The sequence below is a fragment of the Vibrio sp. VPAP30 genome (assembly GCF_001188205.1).
GTDB classification, from domain to species: domain Bacteria; phylum Pseudomonadota; class Gammaproteobacteria; order Enterobacterales; family Vibrionaceae; genus Vibrio; species Vibrio bivalvicida.
The window spans coordinates 218,592-235,206 of record NZ_LBLS01000038.1; the positions used below are offsets into that span (position 1 = coordinate 218,592).

The following is a 16,615-nucleotide window of genomic DNA, read 5'->3' on the forward strand; positions in this document are numbered from 1 at the left end:
CGTAATTTATCGTTAGGAAATGTGTCGCTAATCGATTTTGAACCGCTTTATTTGCATGTCCAAGTATTGGGCTACTTCAGCCAGTTCCTGTGCGGATTCGGCAACATGCTTGACGGTTTCACTGTTCTCACGAGTGATATTGTATGTTTGGGTGATATTCTCGCTGACTGTAGTTGTTACCATGCACTGTTCTTCAACCGCTGTGGCTATTTGGGTGTTTGTATCACCTAACTCGTCGATGATGCCATGAATGGCGGATATGTTTTCAGATACAGACTTAGCCTGTAGTGCTGCTTTTGTCACGGTGTCATGACTGGAATCAATTGATTGCCTCGCAGAATCTGCTCCGCTTTGAAGAGAGTGGATCATTGCGTCGATCTGCCCAGTCGCTTCTTGAGTTCTCTTCGCAAGTGAGCGTACTTCGTCTGCGACTACGGCGAACCCGCGACCTTGATCACCTGCGCGAGCTGCTTCAATTGCTGCATTCAAGGCGAGTAGGTTAGTCTGTTCAGCAACTCCTTGAATCACTTCAAGAATACTTCCAATATTCATCGATTCATCATAAAGTTCGCCAACTTGAGCTGAGCCTACTTTCATTGCTCTCTCTGCATTGTCTATTGCTTCCAGTGTATTCTCAACTTCGTTGAGGCTATTGTTAACATTGCCTGTTGCAGATTGGGTAAATGAAGCAGCATCGGAAGCGCTTTGAGAGATCTCTGTAGTACTGGTCGACAGTTGCTGCACTGAGGACGAAATCTGTTCCATTTCGTGGCTTAGTTGATCCGAAGATTGATTGGTAGTGTGAGTAATCGCAGACAGCTCCTCAGACATTTGTCCGACTTTGATACAAGAATCGTTAACCTTACCGACGATATCACGTAGTGAAAGAATCGTAGTGCGCATATTGCTGAGTAGATCAGCAATTTCGTCCTTACCCTTAATTTCAACGTCGTTAGAAAGGTCCCCTTCAGCGAGCTGAGAAGAGATAACCTTGACCTTGTCAATACCAATTCGAATTGAACGAGTAATCGCCAAAGCCGTCGAAATGCCCACAATTAGGGCAAGAATAGCGAGGGTGACAATGATTTCAATCGTGTCCTCTTTTGCTTCAAGCAGCTCTTCTGATAGTACGTGTTGTTCTTCTACAGATTCAAGCTTGATGAGCTCTAGCTCCTTAGAAATATCTAGGCCTAGCTTTAACATTTCTTTTTCGGCTTTATGTTGAGTCTTTCTAAGTTGGGTAACGTCTTCAAAGCCTTGTGCATAAGCGTTACGTTGCTCTAGGAACTCGTTTAAAAGAGCGGTATCTCGGCTGTCAGTGATATAGTTTCTGAACTTAGTTTCAAGTGCTGGCAGTTCTATGTTGAAGTAGTTTCTTACTTCGGCTGCAACTTCGTCCTCTTCATTGTGTAGATAGTTGAGCACCGCGATATTGGCGAGCAAAAACTTTTCCATGATGAGTGAAGAATAATATTCGATGTCAGTGTTGGATGCTTTGTGTGCCGCCTCGATCATTTGCTCAAGGTCGTAGATTGCTTTCTTTTCTAGCTCGACCATCTCGACGTAAACCTTGTGCTCCACGGCTTCGGTTGATTGTTTAACGATTTCGAACGAAGCCGCGAACAGATTAACTTCTTTTAAAACAGTATCTAAATGTTTAGTACGCTGTGGGTCAGTCGTCATTTTCAAGTCATCAGCGACCATTTTTCTTAATTTATTAAGTCGAGTTTCATAAATTGAGAGTTGTTGCTGAGAAAGGGTATTGGTGTACTGCAAAGCGCTCAAGCGAACTTTAAGGAAATTAGCTTGGATTTCACCTGCCAAGGTCGTTTCTGAAGAGAGTTCACCATAGTGTTCAAAGTTATGTGCCGCTGTCACCATGCCCCGGTAACTGTATAGAATGGCAACGAGGAAAAACAAAAGACAGACTGCAAATCCAAGGCGTATTTTATTGGCTATAGTAAGATTCAACATAAGCGTCCCTGCCTCATAGTGTGCTAAATGGCCTATTGATACTTATGTAAGCTTATACACTATTTAGCATTTATCTAATTAGTGTGACACTTTACTTATAATGGGGTAGGCAAGAAAAAAAGCGATAGTTACCACTTGTATGCAGGGAGCTTCGCTCTTCATGTAACGTAATGATGGAGCCTTCAGGACAGTCAGAGGCGATTGGTGCTGTGACGAGTGTGGTTTGTCCAGTGTCTAATTGAACGTTCAAATAGCGACGGCGGCCATCGAGGGATTGAGTTACCGTCTGAGAAACAACCACACCTTTAATCGAAGAGGTGTGACTTGTTGGTAGAGTAAGAACAAGTAGAACGAGAATGAATGAGAGAATGAGCAAAGCTGTAAGGAACACTTTTGGATTATTCATCATCAAATTTGGGGTCCTTACTGCCTTGCTAACCTAACCGCAAACAGAGCAATTTTGCATTTTAATTAAGTTCATTTCATGCCAAGACATACTCATTGCATCAAGCATTAGAATCTTGCCTTGTTTAGGTGCTCCATAATTTGCGATCACTTTAATTGCTTCCATGGCTTGCACCGCGCCGATAATGCCAACGACAGGAGACATCACCCCCGCCTCGACGCAGCTTAGGGTCGCGTTACCAAACAATGCGCTTAGACACTGATAGCAAGGCTGGCTCTCATCTTGGTAGGTAAAGACACTGATTTGGCCTTCCATTCGGATAGCGGCTCCGGAAACTAAAGGTACTTTTAGATCATAGCAGAGCTTATTAAGTTGATTTCTGGTTTCGACATTATCTGAGGCGTCGAGAACCAAGCTGTGCTTCTTGATTAGTTCTGAAAGCTCTCTATCACTAAGTCGTCTATCGATCGTCTCAACCTCGAGGTGTGGGTTAAGCTGTTTGAGCGAATTAGACGCAGAGAGAACCTTTTTCGTCCCGACATCAGCATCGTGATGTAATACTTGTCGCTGAAGGTTAGAAAGTTCAACTACATCGTCGTCAATCAGAGTTAGCTTGCCGATACCTGCCGTCGCGAGATATTGGCTAGAGGCACAACCCAAACCACCAGCACCTAAAATCAGTACAGAGGCTTGCTTTAGCGCTTCCTGACCATCAAAGTCGAACTGTTTAAGAATGATCTGGCGATTATAACGCAGCATTTCTTGGTCAGATAAGATCTCCAAACTTTACCTCTAGTACAGAGTTGGGTTGAATAACTGAATGTTGACGGTTTCACCCGCTTCAACTCGGCCACGGTCACGCTCAAGAACAACAAAGCAGTTTGCTAAGCTCATTGAACGGAACGCGCCTGAGCTTTGGTTACCAGTTGTCTCAACAATAAATTTACCATCCTCAATTGAATAGATGCCACGTTGGTAATCGGTACGCCCCGGTGCTTTCTTAAACGCACTACGCGTAATCGCTGGGATCGATTCTGGCGCTTTCCATTCATTATGACCTGCAAGCTTGGCCAGCAAAGGCTGAACAAGGACATACATAGTTAATACGGCTGAAACAGGGTTGCCTGGTAATCCGCAGAACCATGCTGTTGAAAGTTTACCAAATGCGAAAGGTTTACCTGGTTTGATGGCTAGTTTCCAAAAACCAATTTGCCCAAGTTCTTCGAGAATATCTTTGGTGTAGTCTGCTTCACCAACACTTACACCACCAGAAGTGACAACGACATCAGCCAGAGACTGTGCTTTTTCGAACGTTGCTTTTAGTGTTTCTTGACAATCTGGGATGATTCCAAGGTCAATGGCTTCACAACCAAAGTTTTCGATCAATGGCTTAATACCATAACGGTTACTGTCATAGATTTGACCTTCAGCTAAGGTTTCGCCGAGTGGCTTAAGTTCGTCTCCAGTTGAGAAAAAAGCGACTCGAGGTTTACGAACAACCGTGACATGGCTAATGCCCAAAGTGGCAATCATGGGAATATCACGAGATGTCAGTCGGGCACCTTTATGTAAAACCACGTCGCCTTGATTGATATCATCACCCGTTGGTCGAATGTTGTTCTGTGGTTTCACATCGCTCTGATTGAACTGAATACCTTGCTCAACTACTTGAGTATTTTCTTGCATGATGACCGCATCGCATCCTTGGGGGATTTTTGCGCCAGTCATAATGCGAATGCAGGTACCTTTTGGCCAGTCCCCTTCAAAAGGTTGGCCTGCAAAAGACTTACCTGTAAGAGGCATGACATGGTTTTCAGCTAGGTCTGCTAATCGAATCGCGTAACCGTCCATCGCTGAATTATCAAAAGGAGGAACAAAAATAGGAGAGAGGATGTCTTCAGCTAGGACAAAACCGATCGCTTCAGCCAGAGGAAGTTGTAAAGTCGTTTGGATAGGTTTGATTGGCGACAGCATTTTATCCATCGCGTCTTCGATTGGCATCAAGCCAGGTGCGTCACAGCATCCCATATAAAAAATCCTATACTTTTATTATTGTCAGATAATCAGGCCACTCTACCACACAAAGCCTTGTGCAATAATGACCTTCGATAAAATATGGGTGTAATTATTCAAAAATCCGAGTATCCTTGTCAGCCATCCTAAAGGGGTAAATAAGAGGAAGTGGTATGTCAGGTCTTAGCGAATCCGCAAAGTTAGTAAAAGATGCGCTAGAACAGAGAGGCTTAGAGACGCCGATGGCGCCTAATCAGTTCAGTCGAGAAGAGAAAAAAGAAAAAATCCAACACCATATGCGTGAAATTTTATCTCTGCTGGAACTTGACCTTACCGATGATAGCCTTGAAGAAACACCACAACGTATCGCGAAGATGTATGTTGACGAAATATTTTCTGGCTTAGACTACGCAAACTTCCCGAAAATTACGGTGATCGAGAATAAGATGAACGTGAGCGAAATGGTGCGCGTGAAGGACATCACTGTAACGAGTACGTGTGAGCACCATCTTGTCACCATTGATGGCCGCGCCGCGGTCGCTTATATTCCGCGCGGCAAGATCATCGGCCTTTCAAAAATCAACCGTATTGTTCGCTTCTTCGCTCAACGCCCCCAAGTCCAAGAGCGCATGACCCAACAGATCCTCGTTGCTTTGCAAACGTTACTTGAGTCAGATGATGTAGCGGTAACCATCGATGCAACGCATTACTGTGTAAAGTCTCGCGGTGTGATGGATGCGACGAGCGAAACCACTACCACAGCGTTAGGTGGCATCTTTAAGTCTATCCCTGCAACGCGACATGAGTTCCTGCACGGAATTCGATAGGGCAGCGACTGCGTTATCAACTTATTCAAAACCGCTTCTATAATGAGGCGGTTTTACTTTTTAAATCGAGAGAGATGCTCTTTCGATAAACCATTAAGGTTAATATTGTGACGAATTCATTTAAGACACTTGGTCTTCGCCCAGAACTATTAGAAACACTCGACAGCTTGGGCTACACAGAGATGACCCCTATCCAGCAGCAAGCACTGCCAATGGTATTGGCTGGTAAAGATGTGATTGGTCAAGGTAAAACGGGCTCTGGTAAGACGGCGGCATTCTCTTTAGGGTTACTAAGCAACTTAAACGTTAAGCGTTTCCGAGTACAGACTTTGGTTCTGTGCCCAACGCGTGAGTTAGCAGATCAAGTCGCGAAGGAAATTCGTACGCTCGCGCGCGGTATCCACAACATTAAAGTACTCACGCTGTGTGGCGGTATGCCTATGGGGCCGCAAATTGGCTCGCTTGAACATGGCGCTCATATATTAGTCGGAACTCCAGGTCGAATCCTTGATCATATGTCTAAAGGACGTATCAATCTTGATGAACTGAATACTCTGGTTCTGGATGAAGCTGATCGTATGCTTGACATGGGATTTGAAGAGGCGATTGATACGATCATCGACGCCGCGCCTATCAAGCGACAAACTCTGTTGTTTAGTGCCACCTTCCCAGATAACATTGAGTCGCTTGCCGCAAAAGTGATGGTTAAGCCAGAAATGGTGAAAGTGGAGTCGACACACCAAAAAACTACCATCGAGCAGCGTTTCTACAAGTTGGATAACACAGAAGCAAAAGATGATGCACTCGAAGCACTGTTGTTGACTCACAAACCTGAATCTTCAGTCGTTTTTTGTAATACCAAGAAGGAAGTGCAAAATGTTGCGGATGAACTCAGCCACCGTGGCTTCAGTGTGGTTGAACTGCATGGCGACATGGAGCAACGTGAGCGTGAACAAGCATTAACCATGTTTGCCAACAAGAGTATTTCGATTCTTGTGGCAACTGACGTAGCAGCACGTGGTCTTGATGTCGACAACCTTGATGCTGTGTTTAACTTCGAACTGTCACGCGATCCGGAAGTACATGTTCACCGTATTGGCCGAACCGGACGTGCTGGTTCAAAAGGAGTAGCGTTTAGTTTCTATAGCGAGAGAGAAGAGTACCGTGTCGCGCGAATTGATGAGTATATGGATATTGCGATTTCGCCTTCACAACTGCCTGAAAAACGAGTTGAGCGTCCTTTCTATCCAAAGATGCAAACCATTCAAATCTTAGGTGGCAAAAAACAGAAAGTACGAGCGGGCGATATTTTAGGTGCACTCACCAAGCAAGCAGGTCTTGATGGTAAGAAGATCGGTAAGATCAATATTCTTGCGATGGTGTCTTATGTCGCAGTAGCGCATGACATTGTTAAACCCGCACTTAAACAACTGCAAACGGGCAAAATGAAAGGTCGTAATTTCAAAGCACGAGTCATGAAGTAACTCTGTAGCAATCTCAAGTCCCCAGTTGTACACATCTTCTGGGGTCTATGTTTGGCATCAAAAAAATCAATCAGAGAACTTATAAACCACACCTAAGTTTGTCATACAACCTATATCTCGCTGAACAAGCGGACTGTTTGAGTCGTACTCTCCTGTTCTTCACTCAAAAAAGAGCCAACCTCTGTGGATTGGCTCTAAGGTCGACGGTTGGATGGATTAACTGTCGAATAGGTATAGATATTCCGCGTAACCCTCAGCTTCCATTTCTGATAGAGGAATAAATTTCATCGCGGCGGAATTCATGCAGTAGCGCAAGCCCGTGGGAGCAGGACCATCTTTGAATACGTGACCTAAGTGCGAATCTGCAAAACGACTTCTTACTTCAGTCCTTGGGTAGAGTAGGTGGAAGTCAGTCTTTGTTACTACATAACCTTTGTTTATTGGTTTAGTAAAACTTGGCCAACCTGTACCAGATTTATATTTATCCGTTGACGAAAACAGTGGTTCGCCAGAAACAATATCAACATAAATACCTGGCTCTTTGTTGTCCCAGTACTTGTTTTTGAATGCGCGTTCAGTGCCTTCTTCTTGTGTCACGTAATATTGCAAATCAGTCAATTTAGCTTTGATTTGCTTATCTGAAGGCTTGCTGTAAGCCTTGATATTGGCAACGGTGTTTTTCTCATCGATCAATTGACGCAGCGTAACTGGATTTTCATCACGGTCATCACCAAAGATCTCATCAAGATATTGGTCTCGCCCGGAGGCATAGCGATAGTAGTTGTAGCGCACTTTATTACGTTTGTAATAGTCTTGATGATAGTTCTCAGCAGGCCAAAACTTTTCAAATCTAATCAGCTCCGTTTTCAATGGTTTCTTGAAAACTCCTAGATCATCGATCTCTGCCATAAACTGCTCGGCAATCATCTTCTGCTTATCATTGTGGTAGAAGATTGCAGGGCGGTACTGCGGGCCTCTGTCAACAAACGAACCTTTATTGTCTGTTGGGTCTATATGACGAAAGAACTGATCTAGGACTTGCTCATAGCTGACGACTTTCGGATCATATTTGACTTCTATTACTTCGATATGTCCCGATTTTCCAGAAGACACTTGTTTGTAGGTTGGACTTTCTAATTCGCCACCCGAATACCCGGAAATAACGTCAATTACGCCGTTGAATTTTTCTAGGTCTGACTCGGTACACCAAAAGCAGCCTCCTGCTAGCGTGGCAACTTCGTATCCTTTTGACGTTGTGTTTTTCGGCATGTCACTGTCTGCTGTACCTACAAAAGAGGCGAGGGCAGCAACGGCTGCGATCGCGGATAGGACAAACTTAAACTTTACTTTCATATCAACCTCATCGATTGTTTTCGTTATCGATTAATAAGAACGGCCAAAGCAAGAAAAAATTACCAATCTGATATAAGTTTTATTGGTTTGCTTTCGTTGAAGATCAAAAAAGACGCTGGGAACGCGTCTTTTAAAAGATTGGAATTAAACGGCAGCTGCTATCCCAAAGATGGGAGAACACCCGCAGTAATAAGAATTTGTGCGCCAACTATTAATACACCAACCGTACTGCCAACGGCTAAACCAAGGTTTCCACCAAATACTTGGTAATGCTCGTCATCGGCTTGTACACGGGCCTTCTTAACCATCAATATGGGTAAGAAAATCGCAAGAACAACCAGTGCAATGGCTGCATAACCAAGAGCCATGATAAAGCCCTGTGGATAGAAAAGAGCGAAGCCCATCGGTGGAACAAAAGTAATTAAGCCAACCAAGGTTCGTGAATGTCCTTTGCCTTGCTTCTTAAGCGTGTCACCCAAAAATTCAAACAAACCTAAACTTACTCCCAAAAACGAGGTGAGCAGTGCTAGATCGGCGAACAGTCCGATCGTTTGACCTAAGCTAGAAGCATGGACAGTTGTCGAGAGCGTCGAAATTAACGCGCTAAGCCCTTGGTTCTCTAGCAACGTAGATTGGTTCACAACGCCTAGCGTCACAATTTGCCAAAACACATAAACGACTAAAGGAATCGCAGAGCCAATCAAAATCGCTTTGCGCAGCGACGGGGTATGGCCATCTAAGTACTTAACAATTGCAGGGATGCTACCGTGGAAACCAAATGACGTAAAAATGACCGGAATAGCGGCAATCACCAACCCTTGTTCAACCGGCATACTCAAAAGGTAAGATTCGGTGACATTCGGTGCCAAAAACGTCAGCACCATCGCCATCGCAACGATCTTGATTAAAAATAATACGCGGTTCACTTTATCGACTGTCGCGGTACCAATCACAACTACACTAGCCACAATTAGTGTAAAGACTACCGTTGATGTAGTGTTCGAAACCTCAATGTCTGTGAAGCTTGCAATACGCTCGGCAAACTGTGCCCCACCGCCAGCTATGTACGCTGCACACAGTGCATAGAACAAAAACATCATGGCAAAGCTAGCGATCCATTTCCCTTTTGTCCCTAAAAACTGTTTCGCGAGTGAATGTAATGTCGCATCTTGATCTGCGTGTTGGTGGACTTCAATCATCAATAAAGCGGTGTACGCCATAAGGGCCCAAAGTGCAACCATGACCATAAGTGATGTTGAGAAACCGATTCCGGCCGATGCGAGGGGAAGTGCGAGCATGCCAGCACCAATGGTGGTACCCGCAATGATCAAAGTACTACCCAATACCTTTGATTTTGTCATTGTATACTATTCTTTACATTAGGTTGGTTTTAGTGGCTATTTTGACTAATTAATAAACAGAATATAGCCTAAATAGCTGCAATGTTGGTGATTGTGTAAAATTTACCGAACATAATCAAGGGGAAAGTACATATATATCACTATTGGTGTAAAGGTTACTATACAAATTGGTGGAAAGTGGGTGACGTAAACGTTTACTTGGGATGAATTTCAAATCGTCACCACAATTTACTTTGCCCTTTCAAAAAACTGTCATATAAGTGCTTTAAAAAGGAACAATAAACCCGCATATTCGAGTGAGAGCCCGAATAGGGTTCTAAGAAGTGTTTTTATTAAGGAGGTCAGAATGAGTGACCAAACAGCAAACGAAGAATGCCTTGAGCTATTAGATGCGATGGAAATTGGCTTTGAGCTTTCAGATTATGAGCAGTCAATTGAAGAACTCGCAGAAGAAATCTTCAAATAACAATTCTTCAACAATGATATCGCTACTAAGGTAGCAAACGGAAAGAGCCAGTGCATTCGCGCTGGCTTTGTGCTTTTATTGAAAAAGAAGACGTTATTGCAAGGCTAATTGATTGAACTATCTCGCCCACTTACACATTGCAGATCATTGCGATTCGAATTTACTCGGCAACTTGCTAGGTGATTTTGTAAAAGGTAATCCTGAATCTCAGTTTCCAAACAACGTCTCCCAAGGCGTGCGCCTGCACCGATATGTCGATTCATTCACAGACCATCATGAGCAAGTTCTCGAAGTAAAAGGCTTGTTTCCAAATGGAGTAAGGCGCTTTTCAGGTATCGCTTTGGATATGTTTTGGGATCACTGCTTAGCTAAACAGTGGAGTCAGTTCCACTCGAACTCACTGAATGAGTTTTGCCAACAAGCAGAGCATCGTGTATCTCTCGACAGCCACAACGAACTACCTGAGCGCTTCTTACGTGTTTCCTCCGCGATGTGGCAAGGACGTTGGTTGGAGTCTTACCAGCACCTAGACAATATTGAATATGCGTTGCAACGGATGTCTGGTCGGTCTCCCAGAATGGAGCGGTTAAGTGATTGTTTTCCACATATTGAGCGAAATTATGACCACTTGGTTGAGACATTCTCAACCTTCTACCCTGATGTGCTAACTGCGAGCAAAAGTTTTTGATAGAATCGTCGGCCTTGCAATTAAAGGTTACGCGCATGTCGACACAATTTGAAGCACTAGGGCTTTGCTCAACACTTACCCAAACCACTGACAAACTCGGTTTTAGCCAACCAACCGAAGTACAAGCACAGGCAATTCCACATGTTCTTGATGGTGCAGATGTCCTTGCTGGTGCCCAGACCGGTACGGGTAAAACTGCTGCTTTCGGTCTGCCTATATTGCAGAAGCTGATTGCGTCTGATGTGAAACGCGATCCTCAAAGTAATGATGTGCTGGCTCTGGTACTTGTGCCTACCCGAGAGTTAGCACAACAGGTGTACGATAACTTAGTTCAATATGCGCAAGAGACGACAATAAAAATCGTCACCGCTTATGGTGGTACCAGCATGAATGTACAGACTCGTAACCTGAATGAGGGTTGCGACATACTGATTGCTACACCTGGGCGCTTGCTCGATCATATGTTCTGCAAAAACATCAACTTGTTCAAAACGCAATACTTAGTATTGGATGAAGCGGACCGTATGTTGGATATGGGATTTATGCCGGATATCAAACGTATCCTTAAGCGCTGTAATGAAGAACGTCAAACGCTGTTTTTTTCTGCAACCTTTGATAAACGAATCAAAGCCATCGCCTATAAAATGCTTAATGAGCCGGTTGAAATACAAGTAACGCCGTCTAACAGTACTGCTGAAACGGTGAAGCAGATGGTGTATCCGGTTGATAGAAAGCGCAAAGCGGAACTATTGGCATACCTGATTGGCTCAAGAAACTGGCAGCAAGTGCTGGTGTTTACCAAAACCAAGCAAGGTAGCGATGCCCTAGCAAAAGAGCTGAAGCTTGATGGGATCAAGGCGGCGTCAATTAATGGTGATAAAAGCCAAGGAGCACGACAGAAAGCGCTGGATGATTTTAAGTCAGGCCAAATTCGAGCGCTTATTGCCACCGATGTAGCCGCTCGTGGCCTAGATATTCAACAGCTTGAGCAGGTGGTTAACTTTGATATGCCGTATAAGGCAGAAGACTATGTCCATCGAATCGGACGAACAGGTCGTGCAGGCAAGGAAGGTTTTGCGGTATCGTTAATGAGTCGCGATGAAGAGTACCTACTCGAAGCGATAGAACGCTTACTCGACAGTAAACTGCCTCAAGAATGGCTGCCAGGCTTTGAGCCGAGTCTGATTGAACAAGTTGAGCCCGAAAAGTCGCCACAAAGAAGAGGGCGTAACGCTGATAAGCGTAGAATGAAAGCGAAACTTAAGATTCATGCCAATCGCGGTAAGAAGAGATAGTTAAAGAGACAAGGCTGGCGTTGTTAGCAACTAAGCCTACTACTTTGGAATCTGATTAAGGAACGTAGTCGTGAAGTTAACCCTCATTACATTGAAAGATGCAGACGAGTTGTTAGAGTTTGAGTTGGCTAATCAAACTTGGTTCGAGGCGTTTATACCGCCACGTGAAGAGGGCTTCTATTCTCAGGAAGGAGTTCAGCAGCATATCCGTGAGTTCCTACTCGACTATCAATGTAATGAGATGGTTCCTTTGCTGATCAAAAATGGCCAAAATCAAATTATCGGTAGGATAAATTTGACTAACATTGACTCGGTGAGGAGCACCGCTCATTTAGGTTATCGTGTAGGGAAAGCGTCGATAAATCGAGGTGTCGCTAAGTGGGCGGTTTCGGAAGTGACGAAAATCGTTAAAGATAAGGGCATCAACAAACTGTTTGCTTATGCTGCGACGGAAAACCCTGCTTCACAGAATGTACTCACAAGTAATGGTTTCCAACCAGTCAAAGTTGTTCACGACTATGCCGAGTTGCATGGTGAATCAATCGACTGTATCGAATTTAAACTCTTGGTTAGATAAACCATCTTGTTTCAGAATATTTTAATTAGGATCTAATTCTTAATAATACCTCTTTAATATCAGTAAACTAAAGTACCAACTTTATCAAGATTGAATCAGCGTTCTACTTTGATAACCTTGACTTAACCCTTACATAGACTATTACTTAGCGATAACGCAAAGGTTTATCCATAGATTCAATGGGGGCTACAATGAGACTACTTCTGACGCTGGTATGTGCACTTTTGTTATCTACTACCGCCGTAGCAAAAACAGATATTACTATTTACGGTGATGACACCTACCCACCTTATTCCTATGTTGAAAGCGGCAGACTGACAGGGATCTATACTGTTGTTTTAGAGAATATCTTTGCCAAGATGCCTGACTATAACATCACCTTGAAAGGCACTCCTTGGAAGCGAGGGTTATCTCAAATTGAAGGCAGTAAAATATTTGCGCTTTACCCTCCTTATAAAAGACCAGAGCAAAGACCCTATATGGAATATGACGTACCTATCTTAGATGAAAAGTTGGTCGTTGTATGTCAAAAGTCAGTTTTGAGCAGTGCCAAACCGAATTGGCCAAATGACTACCTAGGCTTAACTATTGGTAATAATGCAGGCTTTTCGGCGGGCGGTGACGAGTTTTGGTCTGCAGTGAAGGCGGGAAAAATCAAAGTCACCGAAACGAAAGGGACACCTAAAAACCTACTAAAACTCATCGCGGGTCGTATTGATTGTTACATGAACGACGCATTGTCAATTCAGTGGGAGTTGAAGAAGCTTCAAAACGAAGGCAAGTACGATGGTCAAAGTGTGGTCGAAGGGGCGACGATTAGCTCAGAGCAGGGGTTCTTAGGTATCGTAACCAATGGCGCTAGTTTTCCATATAAAGAGAGCTTCAAGGCGGAATATCACAAAATATTGTCTGAAATGAAGCAAAGTGGAGAAATTGATAAAATCGTCAACGACTTTATTAAATAACTTTGTAAACAAAATAAAAACGGAAGCGAGTGCTTCCGTTTTTATGGTTAAGCGTATTGAGCAACCATACTTTCCCAGCTTTTTTTCTGTGTCGCTAGCTCTTGCTTCATTTGTTGATAGCGCAGCTTAAGAAGAGATTTTTCGTACTTCTTGGCTAGATCATTTTTCTTCGATTCTAATACTTGTTTCTTTACATCGTAGTAGTCCGCCATTTTACCCATCAACGCTTCAAACTCTTTGTTCAGCGCTTCATTAATCAAGGGGGCGTTGGGGAGCTTACTGACGTTGCGAGAGGCGGTATTAAGAGCTTGCTTAGCTTTCGCCTTTTCAATCTTAAGCTTAGGAGTAACTCGGAGCTTTTGGGTCAAACCTAGCCACGAACACGATTTAATTAGCCATTTAGTCGGATCGTATTGCCACCAATAGATGCCATTGCGATAATCATTTTCAAAGATATGGTGGTAATTATGGTAGCCCTCACCGAACGTGAATACAGCCAAGACCGCGTTATCACGAGCGGTGTTTTTATCGGTGTAAGGTTGACTTCCCCATATGTGCGCCAAAGAGTTGATAAAGAAAGTCGAATGATGGCTTAGCACCAGTCTCAATACGCCAACGGCTAGGAGCATACCCACAATATCGCCATGTAGTAGGCCAATCGCGATAGGAATACCAAAGTTAGTCACAATTGCGAGTGGTACATAGTATTTGTGCTGCCACATAACAATCTTGTCTTTTTGTAAGTCACGGCAGTTGTTGTAATCTTCATACGTATTCGTCTTGTACTCACGTAACATCCAACCAATATGAGAAAACCAAAAACCCCGCTTGGCCGAATATGGGTCTTTATCGTTGTTGTCGACATGCTTATGGTGGATACGATGATCAGAACTCCAGTGTAGAGCGCTGTTTTGTAGGGCAAAAGCACCACCTAATGCAAAAAGAAAACGCAGAGACCAGTGAGCCTCATAGGTTTTGTGTGACCAGAGGCGATGATAACCTGCGGTAATTGAAAGATTACAAAAAGAAAAAGCGGCTAAAAACCAGAACAGGTGTTCAACACCGTACCCCGCCGTAATGCCATACCAAGGAACGATAGCAATAGAGACGATGAACGAAGATAAAAAGATAAATATGTTTAACCAAATCAGAGGTGGTTTGCTAGAGCCCGACATGGTGATTTCCTTTCAGCTAACAGTTGTTCGCTAGAATATCAGCGTACAAGTGTAAGTCAAACTCAATCGCGGAGTTTGATGTTCAACTCACGTCTCTATAGAGTCAAAATTGTAACTGAGTTTGTAATATCTCTTTAGAGTAGATAACTATTCACTCGATCACGCAGCTTGTTCCAGAATGATTGGCTTTTAGTTAAATGTTTTATAGTATGAAGAGGTAAGCTACCCTTACAGGAAGTAATAAGGAACTATAAATGGAACTAAAAGTAGCTGAATATAGCGACTATGAGCGTATTGCGACTCTGCATGCGCAAAGCTGGAAGCAATTCTACCAAGGGATATTGGGCAAAGAGTTTCTTGAAAGTGAAGTGCTTGAAGAGCGAAAGTCTATCTGGCAAACCCGTCTGATTAACCCCCCTTTTAATCAACACGTCCTGCTTATTGAAGAGGGAGGGCTGTTATGCGGGTTTATCTGTGCGTTCGGCAATCATGACTTTGAGAAGGGAACGATCATCGATGCGCTGCATGTCGACCTTGCATATAGAGGAAAAGGTTTAGGTGTAAAGTTAATTGCTGAAATGGCTAAGTGGATTGAACAATACTTTCCCGATAACGGTGTATATCTTGAAGTTATGAAAGACAACAAACAAGCGGTCGAGTTCTATGAACACCTAGGTGGTGAATGTCATCTTGAACGCTTATGGAACGCACCGTGTGGTAACCAAGTCCCAGAGCTTGTTTATAGGTGGAAATCAGGCAAAGACTTGGCAGTCCACGTCAAATCTCACACTAGGTTAGACGTTGTAACGGATTGATACAATTAAAGTTGTATTCTGATATTTCTCGGACATTACACTTATAGCCTTTAGGTAGTTTTAGATAAAACCTTTTAACTACCTAACGGCCTATTAATGAAAAAAACCTTGCTCTTCACAGCGCTTAGTAGTGCGCTTTTTCTCGTAGGATGCGGTGAAACTGCTCAAGGAAAGAAACAAATGCCAGCGCAACTGGTTGTCGCGCAGCAAGCCCAGTTTATTCCTCATCAACAAAGTAAATCTTATATTGGTCGCGTCGAGGCCGTCGAAGATACCAGCATTACCGCGCAGGTCACGGGCTATTTGAAAGCTCGCCACTTTGAAGAGGGACAAATGGTTGAGAAGGGCCAACTTCTCTATACGATTGAACCCTCATCTTTTAACGCTCAAGTAGCCAGCGCAAATGCCGCGTTGGCTCAAGCTCGTGCCTCTCTTAAAAAAGCACAACTCGATTTTAAACGAGGTGAGAATCTACTTCCTAAAGGTAGTATTTCTCAATCTGAATTTGATAACTTGAATGCCGCCCTACTAGGAGCACAGGCTCAAGTTGAAGCGAGCATTGCGCAATTACACTTGGCTGAAGTTAACCTTTCATATACACAGATCAAAGCTCCATTCTCTGGTCGAATTGCACAAAGTAAAGTGAGTACCGGTGACCTAGTGTCACCTCAATCGGGTATTTTGACTACGCTGGTTAGCCTAGACCCCATCCATACAAGTTTTAGCATAAGTGAAAGAGAGCGCATTGAACTTGGCATTGATCGAGTTAAAGGTGACGGCGACGCAGATTTGGTGGAAGTACAAGTTGTGCTAGAAAACGGCCAGCCATTTGAATACTTAGGTAAATTAGACTTCTTAGGTAATCGTATCGACCTAAATACGGGGACTATCGCGATGCGTGCTGTCGTAGAAAACCCGGACTACCGATTACTTCCAGGCCAGCATATTCGTGTTGAACTGCGTGAAAAACAAGCGCAAGACGTGATTGTGATCCCTCGTCGTGCTGTGCAAACCGATCTTGAAGGAAACTTCGTGATGGTGGTGGCTGAAGGTAATATTGCAGAAAGGCGTAACGTAGAACTAGGCCGCCAGTTAGATAATGGCATCATTGTTAAAAATGGTTTAAAGGCAGATGAACAGGTCATCACTCAAGGCTTGCAACGTATCCGTAACGGTGTACCTGTCCGTTTTGAACAATCAAAAGATGCTGAATAAA

At 43.7% G+C, this 16,615-nt stretch carries 15 protein-coding genes; 8 read left to right on the plus strand and 7 right to left on the minus strand.

What is annotated here, in order from left to right:
- Nucleotides 1-27: 27 nt before the first annotated feature.
- From ZX61_RS18760 to moeA, 4 genes are all read right to left on the minus strand, one after another.
- Complete coding sequence (locus ZX61_RS18760; protein WP_049846120.1) at nucleotides 28-1,974, minus strand: methyl-accepting chemotaxis protein; 1,947 nt, start codon at nucleotides 1,972-1,974, stop codon at nucleotides 28-30.
- A 91-nt stretch (nucleotides 1,975-2,065) separates the two neighbouring features.
- Nucleotides 2,066-2,383, minus strand: a complete 318-nt coding sequence (locus tag ZX61_RS18765; protein ID WP_235431360.1) for a hypothetical protein — start codon at nucleotides 2,381-2,383, stop codon at nucleotides 2,066-2,068.
- A gap of 30 nt (nucleotides 2,384-2,413) precedes the next feature.
- Complete coding sequence (gene moeB, locus ZX61_RS18770) at nucleotides 2,414-3,163, minus strand: molybdopterin-synthase adenylyltransferase MoeB (protein ID WP_049846121.1); 750 nt, start codon at nucleotides 3,161-3,163, stop codon at nucleotides 2,414-2,416.
- 9 nt (nucleotides 3,164-3,172) lie between these two features.
- Nucleotides 3,173-4,408, minus strand: coding sequence for a molybdopterin molybdotransferase MoeA (gene moeA / locus ZX61_RS18775; protein WP_049846122.1), 1,236 nt, complete (start codon nucleotides 4,406-4,408; stop codon nucleotides 3,173-3,175).
- 158 nt (nucleotides 4,409-4,566) lie between these two features.
- Here moeA and folE point away from each other — a divergent pair, with 158 nt between their 5' ends.
- Complete coding sequence (folE, locus tag ZX61_RS18780; protein ID WP_049846123.1) at nucleotides 4,567-5,220, plus strand: GTP cyclohydrolase I FolE; 654 nt, start codon at nucleotides 4,567-4,569, stop codon at nucleotides 5,218-5,220.
- A gap of 107 nt (nucleotides 5,221-5,327) precedes the next feature.
- Entirely contained in the window at nucleotides 5,328-6,704 is a 1,377-nt protein-coding gene (dbpA, locus tag ZX61_RS18785) for an ATP-dependent RNA helicase DbpA (RefSeq protein WP_049846124.1), read from the plus strand.
- 216 nt (nucleotides 6,705-6,920) lie between these two features.
- Here dbpA and msrB read toward each other — a convergent pair whose 3' ends face one another.
- Both msrB and ZX61_RS18795 read right to left on the minus strand, forming a co-directional pair.
- Nucleotides 6,921-8,057 (minus strand): peptide-methionine (R)-S-oxide reductase MsrB, encoded by a 1,137-nt coding sequence (msrB, locus tag ZX61_RS18790; protein ID WP_049846125.1) that lies wholly within the window; start codon nucleotides 8,055-8,057, stop codon nucleotides 6,921-6,923.
- A 158-nt stretch (nucleotides 8,058-8,215) separates the two neighbouring features.
- Nucleotides 8,216-9,418, minus strand: a complete 1,203-nt coding sequence (locus ZX61_RS18795; protein ID WP_049846126.1) for an aromatic amino acid transport family protein — start codon at nucleotides 9,416-9,418, stop codon at nucleotides 8,216-8,218.
- A gap of 578 nt (nucleotides 9,419-9,996) precedes the next feature.
- Between ZX61_RS18795 and ZX61_RS18800 the strand changes: the two genes are divergently transcribed.
- The 4 genes from ZX61_RS18800 (at nucleotide 9,997) to ZX61_RS18815 (ending at nucleotide 13,409) form a co-directional block, all read left to right on the plus strand.
- Nucleotides 9,997-10,572 (plus strand): acyl carrier protein phosphodiesterase, encoded by a 576-nt coding sequence (locus tag ZX61_RS18800; RefSeq protein WP_049846127.1) that lies wholly within the window; start codon nucleotides 9,997-9,999, stop codon nucleotides 10,570-10,572.
- A 35-nt stretch (nucleotides 10,573-10,607) separates the two neighbouring features.
- On the plus strand, nucleotides 10,608-11,867 hold the full coding sequence (locus ZX61_RS18805; RefSeq protein WP_049846128.1) for a DEAD/DEAH box helicase: 1,260 nt from the start codon (nucleotides 10,608-10,610) through the stop codon (nucleotides 11,865-11,867).
- A gap of 70 nt (nucleotides 11,868-11,937) precedes the next feature.
- On the plus strand, nucleotides 11,938-12,444 hold the full coding sequence (locus ZX61_RS18810; RefSeq protein WP_049846129.1) for a GNAT family N-acetyltransferase: 507 nt from the start codon (nucleotides 11,938-11,940) through the stop codon (nucleotides 12,442-12,444).
- 191 nt (nucleotides 12,445-12,635) lie between these two features.
- A complete protein-coding gene (locus ZX61_RS18815) occupies nucleotides 12,636-13,409 on the plus strand; it encodes a substrate-binding periplasmic protein (protein WP_049846130.1) in 774 nt (257 codons plus the stop codon).
- A gap of 47 nt (nucleotides 13,410-13,456) precedes the next feature.
- Here ZX61_RS18815 and ZX61_RS18820 read toward each other — a convergent pair whose 3' ends face one another.
- Complete coding sequence (locus ZX61_RS18820) at nucleotides 13,457-14,584, minus strand: acyl-CoA desaturase (RefSeq protein ID WP_049846131.1); 1,128 nt, start codon at nucleotides 14,582-14,584, stop codon at nucleotides 13,457-13,459.
- A 254-nt stretch (nucleotides 14,585-14,838) separates the two neighbouring features.
- Here ZX61_RS18820 and ZX61_RS18825 point away from each other — a divergent pair, with 254 nt between their 5' ends.
- Nucleotides 14,839-15,399, plus strand: a complete 561-nt coding sequence (locus tag ZX61_RS18825; RefSeq protein ID WP_049846132.1) for a GNAT family N-acetyltransferase — start codon at nucleotides 14,839-14,841, stop codon at nucleotides 15,397-15,399.
- A gap of 96 nt (nucleotides 15,400-15,495) precedes the next feature.
- Nucleotides 15,496-16,614 (plus strand): efflux RND transporter periplasmic adaptor subunit, encoded by a 1,119-nt coding sequence (locus ZX61_RS18830; protein ID WP_049846133.1) that lies wholly within the window; start codon nucleotides 15,496-15,498, stop codon nucleotides 16,612-16,614.
- Nucleotide 16,615: the final 1 nt, after the last annotated feature.